The sequence below is a fragment of the Scytonema sp. PCC 10023 genome, from assembly GCF_963920835.1.
GTDB lineage: Bacteria > Cyanobacteriota > Cyanobacteriia > Cyanobacteriales > Nostocaceae > Kalymmatonema.
Genome location: NZ_CAWUDP010000058.1, coordinates 56645 through 71800 on the forward strand (window position 1 = coordinate 56645; position 15156 = coordinate 71800).

General features: G+C 43.9%; 11 protein-coding genes. 7 read left to right on the forward strand and 4 right to left on the reverse strand.

The features are described 5' to 3' along the window. Window positions 1–207 precede the first annotated feature (207 nt). Window positions 208–732 carry a hypothetical protein gene (locus ACM0OZ_RS29765; RefSeq protein ID WP_414586447.1) on the forward strand — a complete coding sequence of 175 codons (525 nt, stop codon included), beginning with the start codon at window positions 208–210 and terminating at the stop codon, window positions 730–732. Between the two features lie 159 nt (window positions 733–891). Here the strand turns inward: ACM0OZ_RS29765 and ACM0OZ_RS29770 are convergent, their stop codons facing one another. Then, the gene (locus ACM0OZ_RS29770) at window positions 892–1344 is read right to left on the reverse strand and encodes a YlqD family protein (protein WP_414586456.1); all 453 of its coding nucleotides are present in this window, start codon (window positions 1342–1344) and stop codon (window positions 892–894) included. 43 nt (window positions 1345–1387) lie between these two features. Continuing rightward, window positions 1388–3382 carry an AMP-dependent synthetase/ligase gene (locus tag ACM0OZ_RS29775; protein ID WP_414586448.1) on the reverse strand — a complete coding sequence of 665 codons (1995 nt, stop codon included), beginning with the start codon at window positions 3380–3382 and terminating at the stop codon, window positions 1388–1390. Between the two features lie 1319 nt (window positions 3383–4701). Here ACM0OZ_RS29775 and ACM0OZ_RS29780 point away from each other — a divergent pair. The 3 genes from ACM0OZ_RS29780 to ACM0OZ_RS29790 all read left to right on the forward strand — a co-directional run bounded on the left by ACM0OZ_RS29780 (window position 4702) and on the right by ACM0OZ_RS29790 (window position 10455). Further along, the gene (locus tag ACM0OZ_RS29780) at window positions 4702–5826 is read left to right on the forward strand and encodes an alpha-hydroxy acid oxidase (RefSeq protein ID WP_414586449.1); all 1125 of its coding nucleotides are present in this window, start codon (window positions 4702–4704) and stop codon (window positions 5824–5826) included. Window positions 5827–6761: 935 nt separating this feature from the next. After that, window positions 6762–10223, forward strand: a complete 3462-nt coding sequence (locus ACM0OZ_RS29785; RefSeq protein WP_414586450.1) for a filamentous hemagglutinin N-terminal domain-containing protein — start codon at window positions 6762–6764, stop codon at window positions 10221–10223. Between the two features lies 1 nt (window position 10224). Further along, window positions 10225–10455 (forward strand): hypothetical protein, encoded by a 231-nt coding sequence (locus ACM0OZ_RS29790; protein WP_414586451.1) that lies wholly within the window; start codon window positions 10225–10227, stop codon window positions 10453–10455. Window positions 10456–10599: 144 nt separating this feature from the next. Here the strand turns inward: ACM0OZ_RS29790 and recQ are convergent, their stop codons facing one another. Further along, complete coding sequence (gene recQ, locus ACM0OZ_RS29795) at window positions 10600–12756, reverse strand: DNA helicase RecQ (RefSeq protein WP_414586452.1); 2157 nt, start codon at window positions 12754–12756, stop codon at window positions 10600–10602. 217 nt (window positions 12757–12973) lie between these two features. On the opposite strand from recQ, the gene ACM0OZ_RS29800 reads away from it, so the two are divergent. The 3 genes from ACM0OZ_RS29800 to ACM0OZ_RS29810 all read left to right on the forward strand — a co-directional run bounded on the left by ACM0OZ_RS29800 (window position 12974) and on the right by ACM0OZ_RS29810 (window position 14302). Next, on the forward strand, window positions 12974–13369 hold the full coding sequence (locus tag ACM0OZ_RS29800) for a DUF1499 domain-containing protein (protein ID WP_414586458.1): 396 nt from the start codon (window positions 12974–12976) through the stop codon (window positions 13367–13369). 434 nt (window positions 13370–13803) lie between these two features. Then, window positions 13804–13998 (forward strand): hypothetical protein, encoded by a 195-nt coding sequence (locus ACM0OZ_RS29805; RefSeq protein ID WP_414586453.1) that lies wholly within the window; start codon window positions 13804–13806, stop codon window positions 13996–13998. Window positions 13999–14056: 58 nt separating this feature from the next. After that, window positions 14057–14302: an addiction module protein gene (locus ACM0OZ_RS29810; protein WP_414586454.1), complete on the forward strand. Its 246-nt coding sequence runs from the start codon at window positions 14057–14059 to the stop codon at window positions 14300–14302. 208 nt (window positions 14303–14510) lie between these two features. On the opposite strand, the gene ACM0OZ_RS29815 is transcribed toward ACM0OZ_RS29810, so the two are convergent. Next, the coding region (locus ACM0OZ_RS29815; protein ID WP_414586455.1) for a pentapeptide repeat-containing protein at window positions 14511–15156 on the reverse strand (646 nt) is incomplete at its 5' end.

Here is a 15156-nt window from a genome sequence, read left to right on the forward strand (position 1 = left end):
CCTGATACCCTGACACCCCTACATCCTTACCCCTAATTTACCTAGATGCGAGGAACTATATTAAGACCACAAGGTCTATAAGTTTGTATTGCTGATCACGGCTGATCAAATTTTGAATTCCACTCAAAAGCAAGAAGATGAAGGACGCTACCTCAATCTAAAATTCAAAATTGATATTTAGCCTGTTTCAATTAACTGTTAAATTTTATGTCGCCAAAGTTGAAGTGGTTTCTGATTGTGGTAGTTAGTATATTTGCCACCGCTGCCACTGGTGTTTACATCACCCAGCGTCAAACGACTGAAGCGGTTTCTGATACGAGCAATGGACAACCGCCGCAGTTTTCCGATGTGAACCTAACAGAGGAGATTGTCAACCCGGAGCGAGCCAATTATAATCCTGTACCTCTAGAAAAAATCAACTCTCCTCTGCAAGGCAGCGATCCTGCTAATCTTGCCCTTAATGCCTTTGATGAGGTGGGCTCAACGCGAGCAACTCGCAGGGTTGAAGTATTTTATCCGCTGCCAAATCAAGCATTTGTGACGATTACACAAATAGAGCCAGCAAACAATTCTCTCAAAGCAGTTAAATATCGAGTGGAACTAGCAACCTTTGGGCGATCGCTTTTGATGAACTCGCCTCGTGTGTGGCAAATTGTTTGGGCTGGCTCCCAGGTACAATGTATACCTGGAAGTAGCGTCAGCACAAAACAGCCAACCCAAACCTGTCAGTAGTTATTTGTCACTAGTGCAGCGGGCTTGGAAATCATCCAACTGTTAAAAAGACACAAAAAGCTTATGTGATTAACACTTGCGCCTTGTAACAATTGTACTAGTCATGAATCATTGGTAAGAACCAAGGACAATTAGACTTTGGACAAATTTAAATCAAATTTAAATATCGCCGCGAATTTCTTCTACAACACCATCACGTAGCACAACTTCTACTTGTAGTTTGCTTATCAAGTTATCACCTGGTTCCACGTGGAAAAAGCTTTCCATTTGGAATTGGTTAACTTCCTCATCTAACTGTAGAAGCTGTACTTGCTGGAGATTTTGTAGACTTTGGTTTTTCTGTTCCAGGAGTTCGCTTTTCTTTTGATTAACTTGAACTTGGATATTCTCAATTTGTTGCAGGGTTTGGGGACCAGGTGGTTGCAGACTCTGCTTTTGAATTGCTGAAATCGCTCGCTGTCCTTCATTGTCTAGTTGTTGCAACTGCTGGTCAATTTGATTAATTTGAGCTTGCAGTTGCTGCTGCACTTCCTCTTTCCACAGGGGAGTGACAATCGCCTTGACGTTAACGCCGCGTTTTAGGAGCAGTTGTTGAGGTTTGGAGAGGTTCATCATAGATGTTTCACGTTCACTCTATAGTTTGCAGGTGAAATAATTAGGCAAATATGCCGTTAATAATATCGCGATAGCGCTCCATCACCACGTGTCGCCTAATTTTCAAGGTTTGTGTCATCAAGCCATTTTCTACTGAAAACGGCTCCAGAATCAGCTTGAACGGACCAATGCGGTCATCCGGTCGATAGCCTGGACGATTTTGCACTTCCCGATTCAATTCTTGCCGAAATAAATCCTGAATTATTTTACTCTCCACGCTGACTTGCGTTTTGTTTGCTGAGTCCTCCTTATTTTGTTCTTTGGCGGCTTCATCTGGTAGACGTAGATGCAGATTCTGAGTTTCGGCCCATTTTTCCAGGGCTTCCAAATTGGGGACAATCAATGCACCGATACTGCGTTGGTCTTGTCCAACAAGCATTATCTGATCTATGTAGGGCGATCGCAAACACGCATCTTCAATTGGCTGCGGCTCGATATTTTCCCCATTGGTTAATACAATCGTATCTTTTGCCCGTCCGGTTAGTACCAAATCATTTTGCGGTGTCACCCAACCCAAATCCCCGCTATCAAACCAACCATCCGCGTCAATTGCTTTCGCTGTTGCTTCGGGGTTTTGGTAATAGCCTTGCATAATTTGTGGTCCTCGCAGCATCACCAAACCTCGCTCCCCGACTGGCAAAGGTTTACGAGTCTCAGGATCTACTATTTTCGTTTCTGTACTCGGTATTGGTTGCCCAACTGAACCACGTAAATTGCGCCAATAACGACGCCCATGAGTCACAGGAGAAGTTTCCGTTAAGCCATAGCCCTGCAAAATCTCCACACCAATAATTTCAAAAAAGTCATCTATGTGCTTGGGAAGCGCACCACCACCGCTAAACATTTGCTTGATTCTCCCCCCTGTTGCTTCCTGTACCTTGGCATAAACAAGTCGTTCTCCCAAAGCATGGAGTGGGAACAAAGCAGTTGCTTGCATACGAGCTGCCAATTGCTCAAATATTGAGGGGTTGAGATTTGTTAAACTCAATCCTTGGGCAATTCGCTGCGCTTTGATATACTTTTCGCTAACGCCCAAAAAGTAGTTTATCAAACGTTGCTTATTTTCAGGTTGTTCGCGGAACTGCTTTTGCACTCCCTCATAAATTGATTCCAATAAGCGCGGCACACATACCACATAATGGGGTTTAAATTCTTTCAAATCCCGTTTGATAGAGCGCAAATTCGTGTAAATTTGCGTACAACCTTGAGAAAGTAAGAAATACTCGCAACTGCGTTCGTAAACATGCCACGTAGGGAGGATGCTAAGAGCCATGTCTCCCACTTGCGGTTGCACAACTGCCCCAAGCGCTAAAATTTGATGCATCAAATTCCTATGAGAAAGCATTGCGCCTTTGGGTTTACCCGTCGTGCCAGAAGTATACATTAGGGTTGCCAGAGTGTCGGGCTTGTGCTCTACTGGTTCTAAAGTATGGTTTGCCGCTATTTCCATCAACTGAGTGAAGTTGACTATTCTCAGGGTTTCGTCTGTTGGTGGTGCTTCATCGCAAAGCAAAATCACCAGTTGAATTGGCAGATCATCAAGACGTGGTCTAAGCTTGTTGAAAGTTTTCAAATCTTCCACAACAACCGCTCTGCTACCACTATTTCCCAAGATAAATATAAGTTCTTCCCGTTCTGCCTGGGAACTACGCACTGCATGAACTGCCCCAGCAGTCATAATACCTTGATCTGCAATGAACCACCGGGGACTGTTATCCGAAATCAGGGAGACGTGTTCTCCTGCTTTCACCCCTAATGCTTGCAATCCAGCAGCAAATTGTTGAATTTTTTGAAAGAGTTGCGTATATGTAATCACAACTTCTGGTTTAGCATGAGGATCGCGGAGGGCGACAGTATCACCAAATCGCTTTGCTACCAACGGCCAAATTTCTGGTAGCGACTTTAGATTAGAGTAATCCGCTAAACGCTGTAATTCCTGGCGCTCTCGCTCAGTAAGATTAGATAATATTGCAGAAATACCGTATGTTTTCGACATTACACATCTCCTAAATACACATTTGTTATCTTTCCAGCATATTCCGATATGTGGATAAAATAGGTGATTGTAAATGACACATTTGCTTCTGTCTATAGCAATTTTCAAAAGTTCATGAAACTATATATTGAGAAAAGTTTATGCTATAGTTAATTTATCTAAGATAGAAGCAATGTAAAAGTTTGCTTCCAAGTCGTTGCAGGAATTTTACTTTTGACTTGAAGCACTGAGCACCTAATTTGTAAAAGAAAGAGATGACCTATGCGTTTGATGGATATTCTACTCTTAACGCTGATCAATGTTGCTGGCTGTCTTGTGTTTCCCAAGCTTCTATCTTTCATTCTGGCTGTGAAAAATAGATGTAATCAGTTATCGCCAACTTCAACAATACAGACAAAACAGAATAACAAAACTGAAATTACCAGTTTTCCATATTGTACAACTTACACCTTGACAAAAAGTTCATTTTGTAAATTTTATCCTAGTTTTTGTGATAGGTGTTCCCCTGGTTAATAAGCTTCAATGTTTAGTTAACCTCTTGCAAAAGTCATTTTTGTGAAACCACAAATGCACACAGATGCACACAGATAAATTATCTGCGTGCATCTGCGCTTACTGAGATCTTGCAAGAGTTGGAACAGTGAGGAGGCGAAGCCTCCAAACCCTCGTTACCAGGTTCAACCTGGTAACGAAATATTAGAGCCTCTGGCTCTTGTTGCGTGCAAGATCTGAACTTAGAAACATTTATTTATCATACTTTTGATATAAGTCTTTTGATAATTAATAACTGATTGGGCTATTTATAAAGTACTCATAAACTCTATGGTTAGAGTAAGAAAATTTTATATTAACAGTAACTTATAGACAAAATAAGAAAATCCAATTTTTCTTTTCACTCGTTTTAATGAATTTTCTGTAAAAATAATAAAATATAAAAAGCATCTTTATGAAGAGGGGAATTATCTATGGGTTTGATGGAAGGTCTACTCCTAACGTTGATAAACGCTGTCGCTTGCCTTGCATTTCCCAAATTACTGTCTGTCATTTTAACTTTCAAAAATCAACGCACTGAAGCAGCAGTACAGACTACGGTGTCCTCAAACAATGCAAAATCTAAGGTGCCAAGTTTTCCCTATTAAATAAGAAATAAGCAACTGCAAATGCACACAAACGATTTTGTGTGCATTTGTGTCTATCTGTAATTATTTTTTAATCTGATTCAGATCAACCCAGTTTTTGTGGGAAACTGGGTTTTTAATTGCAAAAAAATCGGTGTACAGTCCAACAGAGACTTGTGCATCTTTGAGATTGGCACGGCGATGGAAAAAGTAAAATCGTTTAAACCGCTGAACTTATTTGAATACGAACAGTTAGCTACTAAGTGCTTGTCTCAAATGGCTTTGGACTACTATGCTAGCGGTGCTTGGGATGAAGTGACATTGCGGGATAACCGGGCTGCTTTTGAAAGATTTAAGCTTCGTCCGCGAGTGCTAGTAGATGTGAGCGATCGCAACCTAGCAACCAAAGTCTTAGGTCAACCGCTGCAAATGCCTTTGTTTATTGCTCCGATGGCATTTCAATGTCTTGCCAATCCACAAGGAGAAGTTGCGACGGCAAGAGCAGCAGCATCGGCTGGTGTTGGCATGGTGTTGAGTACTCTTTCTACCAAGAGTATAGAGGAAGTGGCGACAGTAAGTCACGACACAAATCTTCATACTCCCCAATGGTTCCAGCTTTACATTCACAAAGACAGGGGATTAACTCGTGCTTTGGTAGAAAGGGCTTATGCTGCGGGGTACAAAGCACTTTGTATCACTGTAGACGCTCCTCTTTTAGGACGGCGGGAACGAGATAAGCGTAATGAGTTTGCTTTGCCAGTAGGCATGGAACTTGCTAATTTTACAAATTTATCAGGGTTAAACATTCCCCACGAAGAAGGGGAATCTGGATTGTTTACTTATGTTGCCGAGCAACTCAACTCTGCGGTAACGTGGGATGATTTGGAATGGTTTCAGTCTTTATGTCCGCTCCCCTTGGTACTCAAAGGAATTTTACGGGGAGATGATGCTGCTCGTGCCGTGGAGTGTGGAGCCAAGGCAATTATTGTATCTAATCATGGTGGTCGTCAATTAGATGGAGCGATCGCATCTCTTGACGCTTTAGCTGAAGTGGTAGAAGCTGTGGATGGACGCGCTGAAGTATTGTTGGATGGAGGTATTCGTAGAGGTACTGATATTCTTAAAGCCCTTGCATTGGGAGCAAAAGCAGTGCTTGTGGGACGTCCTGTGTTGTGGGGATTAGCCGTAGCAGGAGAAGCTGGTGTTGCTCATGCGATCGAAATTCTTCGAGATGAGCTAGATGTGGCTATGGCGCTAAGTGGTTGTGCGTGTTTGGGACAGATTGACTCTAGTTTGTTGTTTCGCGAAAACCACCGGTATGCATAATAAATGCGCTGGGTTAGTGGGATAAAAATTTTAGGGTAATTTTACTCAATTGGACTCTTTTTTAATCAAGGGCAAACTGCGGAACATCAAGAAATAGTAGTTTTAATCAAAAAAATTCAGCAAGGTTAGATTAACGAGAGTAGGACTTACGCACTGTACAAAAAGATTGGACTGGTGCATAACGTGCGCGAACGCGTGGAAACATTGTCTGTATCTGCGGATCAATTGCACTGCGGCGGCAAAATGCTTGACTCTATCTACAATCCACGTTCATCTTCCGCAGCGTGCATAAGTTGATTTCACTTACACCTAGATAAGAACTAGAAGGAGGGCTTATGTCCTCGCTAGTTCAAAACCCCGACTTTATTGAGGTTATTTATGCCTACTATGGTATTTACCACAAAATCAAAATTTTGTCAATGCGTAAGTTCTAGAGAGTTTGGCGATCGCATCCCAAACATTACCAGAGGTGGGCAGTTCCTTTCTCTGTCAGAGAATGTCTGAGAAGTTAAAAATGTCATGCTGAACGAAGAAGTCTTGGGCGATCGCCTAAGGAAGAAGTCAGGATTGACAAACTGAACTGAAATAGGACTTACGCACTGTACAAAGAGGACATCATGGAACGGAATTTGGTCATTCCAGGCTTTTGACAATTATTGCCACATGGGTGGTGATTGCCCAAGGGGCAGTGGGCGGAGCGCAATCGGGGTCAAGATGATCGAAAAATCAGGTTTTAATGCCTCAAACCCATACCTCATATTTCCTATTTCCTGGCGTAAGTCCTATGAAAATGAAAATCTAAGTCACAGGCTGATGCTTGTTACTTGCTGCTACTAACGGAGGATACGATGTTTGGGGTATCTATGCGTTTGAACTTGTTTCAAAATTTAGGAATAGCTTTTTGTAGTATATTTGTATTAAATACGAATTGCGCCTTGGCTCAAATCGTCCCAGACGGCACTCTTCCAAATAATTCCATTATCAACATCAATGGAAACACTTTCAACATTACAGGTGGAACACAAGCAGGCGGTAATCTGTTCCATAGTTTCAAAGATTTCTCTGTTCCCACTGGTGGCGAAGCTTTCTTTAACAATGCGGTTGACATTGGGAACATCATTAGTCGTGTCACAGGTGGGTCAGTTTCTAATATTGATGGATTGATCCGTACCTTAGGTAGAGCAAACTTATTTCTAATGAATCCCAATGGAATTGTATTTGGACAAAATGCCCAATTAAACATTGGCGGCTCTTTTTTTGCAAGTACGGCTAGTAGCCTGAAATTTGCTGATGGCACAGAGTTTAGAACAGACGGTACGCAAACAGCACCATTGCTGACTATAAGTGTTCCAATAGGTTTGCAATTTGGGGCAAATCCAGGCAGTATTACCAACTCCTCCCGTGCCGCCAACAGCAGTGGTGAAATCGTTGGGTTATCTGTGGAGCCGGGAGCAACTTTAGGGCTTGTTGGTGGGGAAGTGGCTGTAGCAGGTGGACATCTAACTTCCCTTGGAGGCAGAGTTGAGTTAGGTAGCGTTGGGGCAAACAATACTGTCAGTCTGACATCAACAAATCCCGGGTGGTTGTTGGGTTATCAAGGCATCACTAATTTTCAGAATGTTCGCCTGACTGATGCTGCCAACATCGCAGTTAATGGTGACGGCAGAGGAAGTATCGCCATGAACGGCAACAATATTGATATTCTCTCCAAAAGTAAGATCACGGCTGGTATCAACGGGGGTTTCCAATTCTCGGGAACTCAAGCGGGAGAGATCGCACTCAATGCCAGTGGTAAGGTGACAGTATCGGATGGTGCTACCATAACTGCCCATAGCTTTGGACAGGGAAATGCAGGCAATATAGGGATGACAGCCGCCGATGCTATTTCCATCAGTGATGCAGGCACTGGTATGGGTAGCCAAGTGTTTCCTGGCGCAGTCGGCAGTAGCGGCACGATTACCCTGAAAGCACCAAATTTGACCGTATCAGATGGTGCCACTATAGATGCCAGCTTACAGGGAACAGGTAACGGGGGCAAGATTGCCATTGATGCAGGCAGGGTATCTGTATCAAATGGTGCCACCATAGTTGCCAACACCTTTGCACAGGGAAATGCAGGCAATATAGGAATGACTGCCAGCGATGCTATCTCAATAACTGGAAAAAACACGGCTGTGGGTAGCCAAGTGTTGGGCAACGCAAAAGGCAATGCTGGTGCGATTACCCTGAATGCACCCAAGGTAACAGTATCAAATGGTGCCAACATACTTGCCAACACCTCTGGGCAGGGAAATGCAGGCAATATAGGAATGACTGCCACCGATGCCATCTCAATAGATGGAAAAGACACAGGTGTGGGTAGCCAAGTCTTAACCACGGGCGCGGTAGGCAACGGCGGCACGATAAGCCTGAAAGCACCAAACGTAATCGTATCAAATGGTGGCGTTGTGGTCGCCAACTTGGAGGGAACAGGTGAGGGAGGCAAGATTGCCATTGATGCAGCAAAGGTGTCTTTATTAAATGGTGCTACCATCGGTGCAAATACCTCTGGCGGGGGAAATGCAGGCAGCATAGGAATTATCGCCACTGATGCCATCTCAATAGATGGAAAAGACACGGGTGTGGGTAGCCAAGTGTTAACCACGGGTGCGGTAGGCAACGGCGGCACGATAAGCCTGAATGCACCCAAAGTGACAGTATCAGGTGGTGCTACCATAGTTACCAACACCGAGAGTCAAGGAAATGCAGGCAGTATAGGGATTACTGCTACTGATGTCATCTCAATAGATGGAAAAGACGCAGGTGTGGGTACACAAGTGTTGCCAACCGCAAAAGGCAACGGTGGCACGATTATCCTAAATGCACCTCGGGTGTCTTTATCAAATGGTGGTACCATAATTGCCCATACCAACGGGCAGGGAAATGCAGGCACTGTAACAGTTAATGCCAATCAAGTCTTCTTAGATGGACAAGCAAGCAATGGAGACTCTAGTGGCATAGGTAGCGCTGCCTTTGAGTTAGCGCGTGGAAACGGCGGACAGATTATCATTAACACTGGCTCAATGGATGTTACCAATACTGCATCGTTAATTGTCAGTAGTTTTGGACAAGGAGATCCAGGAAGCTTGACTATTAATGCGACTGGTGCAGTCTCCTTTGATGGTATCAATACAAATGGACGCGCTAGTAATGCCTTGAGCAGGGTGGAACCAGGATCTACAGGCAATGGTAGAGAAATCAACATTACAGCAAATAGTTTGACTGTAAGAAATGGCGCTGCGATCAGTACTAGCACTAGTGGACAAGGAAATGGTGGGAATATCAACATCAAGGTCAACACCTTGCAAGTCCAAAATGCTGGACAAATTTTCACAACAAGTCGCGATCGCGGCAAGGCGGGTAACATTGCAGTGAATGCAACTGACAGCATTAGTTTGTCTGGTAACGATCCGACCTTAACTGAACGATTCGCGCGAATTGCTAGACCAGTTACGCCTAATCAGACTAGTCCTAGTGGGTTATTCGCTGACACAACTGTCACCTCTACAGGTTCTGGCGGTGACATCAATATCACGACAGGGCGGTTGTTCATCACCGATGGCGCTCAACTGAATGCAAACAGCCTTGGACAGGGAACTGCCGGAGACATAAAAGTCCGTTCTCGTTCTATCCGGCTAGATAACCAGGCAGGTATCCTAGCTAATACTGTATCTGGTGATGGTGGAAATATCACCCTGACAGCCCAAGATTTTCTACTGTTACGCGATCAAAGCCAAATCTCCACCACTGCGGGTACTGCCCAAGCTGGTGGAAATGGTGGAAGAATCAACATTGATAGCAATTTCATCCTTGCTGTACCTAGAGAAAATAGCGACATCACAGCAAACGCCTTCACTGGTAACGGTGGCAGAGTAGATATTACAGCCACTGGTGTCTTTGGCATTCAGTCCCGTTCCCAACAAACTTCAGAGAGTGATATCACAGCTAGTTCTCAATTTGGTGTTGCTGGGGTTATCGAAATCAACACCCCAGATGTGGACACAAGCCTTGGTTTAGTTGCCCTACCTACGGTATTAGCCGATACTCCCCAGATCATTGCCTCTGGTTGTGATGCTTTTAACGGCACACAAGGAAGCAAATTTACTATCACTGGACGCGGCGGTTTGCCTCCCAGCCCCTACGAACCCCTCAACATTGATGTGGTATGGTTAGATACTCGCATACCAAATATTGCATCCCAATATCGCTCAGAGAAACTTGCTGCTCAACCACCAACTAAAGCTATGGAGATAGTACCTGCTACAGGCTGGGTGTTCGACGGCAAGGGAAATGTTACCCTCATCTCCCATGCTCACAATGCAAACTTGAGTTCGACTCCTACTTGCCAAAAGCAATGATTTGAAGGGACGCATCCTGTCGGCAGCGGCTGGACTGATGTCACCTGTGGCGACGTGCAAAGTAGCAGAAGATACGCCTTTAGGTGAGTATGATTCGGAAAGTAGTGATTTGGCGATCGCCTCCAAAGTGCTACGAACGGTTGCCAAGCAATACAGTGGCACTAAAAAACTCCTTTTTGCCCAAAAAATAAGCCCCTTCTATAAAATAGAGGGGCAACCAACGGTGTTGTAGGTATTTACTGCCAAACAATAATTATTAATTGCAAGCAGAATCAACTTATACAGTTGGCAATGACGGCGTGTTTAGTCACCAACCTTTTCCAGATACTGAAAATGAATCCAGCCTGGACGATCATCTTCTACTTATGCAAGAGGCCTATTTCTTACTTTCGCGTCGCCATTTTCCTCGTATCAGGCGAATTTCATCAAAGCTATAGCTATCCCCAAGATATTCTTTAATTGGGGTCAGGGAAATATCGCCAAGAATTTCTAAGACTTGCAAAATTTTTTGCTGCTTCTCTACAGGAACTAACAGATTGAAATCTATTGACTGATTCTTCTCTATTAAATCGGAAAGATGACGAATAACTGTTGTCGGGCGAAGATTGCGTTTTGCGGCAATTTCTGCAACGCTAAAACCTTGTTGGTGTAACTGTAAAGTCAATAATTCAGTTTCTGAAGGTAAATCCTGAAAACGTGTGGAATTATCCTGTTGATTTGACAAACCTTGTTCTTGACGGTAGGCGCGAATTTCTGCAAGGAATTTTTCGCCATAGTTGGAAACTTTGTGACTAACTATGCCAGAAAGTTTACTAAATTCCCTTAAGGTTTGGGGTTGCACCTGCGCCATTAATTTTAGGGTAGAATCGGCAAAGATGACGTACGGTGGGACAGATTGAGCGTCAGCAATTTGTTTGCGTAGAGTGCGCAACCTCTGCAATAGCATTTCCACTTCGGCGGCTTTTTCATCCCCATCTTCCCAAGTTATCTTTTGTGCTACGGGAACCGCAATGGAAACTGTTCGCTGTCGCCGCATAACTTCCCAACTTAAGGCGTTAAGTTTCAGTACACCGTAACCATCGCTGCTTTGTTCTAGCAATCCTTGGTGCAACAGAGAACGCCCCAGCATTCGCCATTCATCTGCTGTTTTATCTTTGCCAATACCATGGGTGGAAAGTTTGTCGTGTTCGTATTGAGTAATTTTTTGGGTTTTTGCTCCCCGCAACACATCTATAATATGACCCATACCAAATCTTTCTTTACATCGAGCCACGCAAGATAAAAACTTCATGGCTTCAATTGTCCAGTCTTGCACTGGTTTAGGATAACGGCAGTTGTCACAGTTGCCACAATTCCCTGCAAAACGTTCCCCAAAATAACCTAACTGAATTGTACGTCGGCAGTCGGTTCCTTCGGTGTAGTCTATCATTTGCCGCAGTTGATGTTTGGAAATCAACTGTTCTTGAGGATCTGGTTTTTGGTTGATGAGAAATTCAATTGTTTTGACATCGCCGTAACTGTAGAAGAGTATACAGCGAGATGGTTCTCCGTCTCTTCCTGCTCTACCTGATTCCTGATAGTAACTTTCTAAATTACGGGAGATATCAAAGTGAATGACAAATCGCACATCCGGTTTGTTAATTCCCATGCCAAAGGCAATTGTTGCCACCATAACACGCACATCATCCCGAATAAACCGAGTTTGATTTTTGCTGCGTTCTTCATCAGTTAATCCGGCATGATAAGGCAAGACTGAAATTTTATCGTGTTGCAGTTTCAGAGTGATTTCATCAACTTTTTTGCGCGTCAAGCAATAGATAATTCCTGAACCTTCCGTTTCCCGAATGAGTTCCAACACTTCGGCGTAAGCATATTTGGTTTTGGTACGGACTTCGTAGTAAAGGTTTTGGCGGTTGAAGCTGGAAAGATGGATGCTGGGTTGTTTCAGCCCGAGTTGTTGGATAATATCAGTACGGACGCGATCGGTTGCTGTGGCGGTCAGGGCAAGGACGGGAATATTTGGGTAGCGTTTGCGTAGTAACTTCAGTTGGCGATACTCTGGACGAAAGTCGTGTCCCCATTCAGAAACACAGTGTGCTTCGTCAATAGCAAAGGCGGAAATGCCAACTTGATGATGAACTAAGTCGAGAAACGGGAGAAATCTGTCACTCAGTAGGCGTTCTGGCGCGACGTACAGCAGTTTCACTTTACCGCTGAGGATGTATTCTTCGCGCGATCGCACTTTATATGCGTTCAGACTGCTATTAAGAAATGTTGCGGCAATACCATTATCTCGTAGTGATTCCACTTGGTCTTGCATCAAGGCTATCAGCGGTGACACCACCACGGTTAAACCTTTTTTTAGCAATGCTGGTAGCTGAAAGCACAGCGACTTTCCGCCCCCTGTGGGCATAACAATCATTAAATCCCGATTTTGTAGCGCTTGTTCTACAATTTGTCGCTGTCCAGGGCGAAAGCTGTCGTAGCCAAAGTAATATTTCAGCGCTTGTTCTAAACTGGGATTTTGAAGCATAGGTGAGTGTGTTGCATAGGTCGGCATCGTGCCTGCCTTACATCATAATCAATTAGGACGGGTTGTGATTAATGCTTAACCTACTTGGCTTTGTATCGTAGAAGCGGGAGCATCCAGCCTCTTCTAATTGCTTTTTTTCTTTGGAAGGAACTTTATAACGTGTTATTGCAATTGAGTCAAATACAGTCCACCCATTGATTTTTCATAGGAGGGAATGATGATTTTTGCAGGCAAACGACCAAATCATTTAGGTGTTCGCGACGGTCAATTAACACCATGCCCGAACACCCCTAACTGTGTTTGCAGTCAGAGTTCAGATGCAGTCCACAAAATCGAACCGCTGACCTACAACTCTACCCCAGAACAAGCGTTCGCCAATCTCAAACGCCTTATTCAGTCGTTACCAAGAACCAAGATAATCACTGAGAGCGAGGATTATTTGCACGTAGAGTTTACCCTTCCGATTGTGGGATTCGTGGATGATGTAGAATTCTATCTAGAGCGCAATGCCAATGTTATTCACGTTCGCTCAGCATCTCGCTTGGGTATGAGCGATTTGGGCGTCAATCGTAGACGAATAGAGACGATTAGAACTAAGTACAGCAGTGCTTAAATAAAGGTTTTCCGGTTGTTGTCGAAAGAAAAAATGGCGTTGCGGTAGCGATTAGTTCTGAGTTTTCACGTCATGTGGAAAAACCAACGCAAAACCTAACCTCCCAACTTTCTTCCCTAAAAGGGAACGGGCTAAGATAAAAGCCTCTCTCAGTATAAAAGCTGCTCCTCTTCCCTCCCCTTTTAGGGGAGGGTTAGGGAGAGGTGGAGAGAGGAATGGAAGCGAGGTTTTCCAGAACGAAGTGAAAAGTAAGGATTGGTTAGAAAACAACGTTTAGCCCCCAACTTACTGGGGGCGTAAATTGCTGACTCCGGCAAACAGATGACGACTATTACACCAAAATCGAACGTATCAAAATGCTCATAACCTCACCTGTGTTACCAGTTCGCACAAGGGGACTCCAATCACCAATTGAAGCGTATTAAGGAGGGCGGATGAATCCAAATACTATCGACCCACAACAGGTGCCATCACTACCATTAAAAAAGCGATCGCGCACCGCCACTACCGTTCGGCGCAGCCGTGCCGCACCGCGAGGGCGATCGCAATTACCTAGCTGTCCGGCTATTTACTTTGTCTTGGCAGAAGAACGCATTTTGTACATTGGGCAAACTGTGAACCTTAGTTAATGCAGCTAACATTCAATAGTTAAGCCTTGTGTCTCAATTCCTCAAGAGAAACGATAAAATGACTGAAACTGCGGAAAAACTCAAGCTTGAACTTTCTCAACTCTCTGCACAAGAACGTGCCGAAATTGCTCATTTTTTGATTCAATCTTTAGATGAAGATGTTGATAATGAAAATTTTGAGAATGATGTAGAAGCTGCTTGGAATAAGGAATTAACTAAGCGTTTAGAAGATATTCATCGTGGGACAGGTATTGGCGAACCATCAAATCAAGTATTTTCTGAGTTGCGAGATAAATATTCTTAATAAGTAATAAATAATAAGTAATAAGTAATAAGAAAGAGAATTTATTCTTTTGCCTTTGGGAGCATCCCAAATGTGTAAATTTCTTTAATTTTGTAGTGCGGGCATCTTGCCCGCTTCAGTAATAAAGTAGGGAGCTTTCCGGCTCCCACTACCATCTTTTGTGCAAAATTGGGATGCTCCCAAATGAAAGCCATAAGCTTTTTACTCACTATGCAGTAACCAAAACTCTTGAATCCTGGGTGGGAGGTTCTCCAACAAAGATTGCCCCTCGTCGAATTAGGTCGAGTTTTATAGGTTCTGAAATTCCTTGATTGTTTCCAAATCGGGCTTTTTTTACATTTGCACCACTCAAATCAGCATCAATCAGATTGGCACGAATTAAATTAGCATTTTTCAGGTTGCTATCAATTAGATTGGCACGAATTAGATTAGCATCCGTTAAGTTAGCACCACTCAGGTTGCTGTTAATCAGGCTTGCATCTCTCAAATCAGCACGGTTTAGAAAGGCACGGCTCAAGTCAGCTCGGTTCAGGTTAGCTCCTATAAAATTGCCATACCTCAAGTCGGCTTGACTTAAATTGGCATTAATCAAGGTTGCATGGTTGAAGTTAGCACAACTCACATTGGCATTGCTTAAGCTGACATTGTGTGATGGCAGTTTCTTCACTAAAGCACTCAGGGCATCAGCGCGAAATCTCTCAGACTGAATTTCGCTAGCGGCGGCGAGTGCTTCGCCTAATAACTCAGGTGGCAGTTTCTCCGCTAAGGCTCTGAGGGCATCAGCGCGAATTGACTCATCCTGAATTTCGCTAGCGGCGGCGAGTGCTTCGCCTAATAACTCAGGTGGCAGTTTC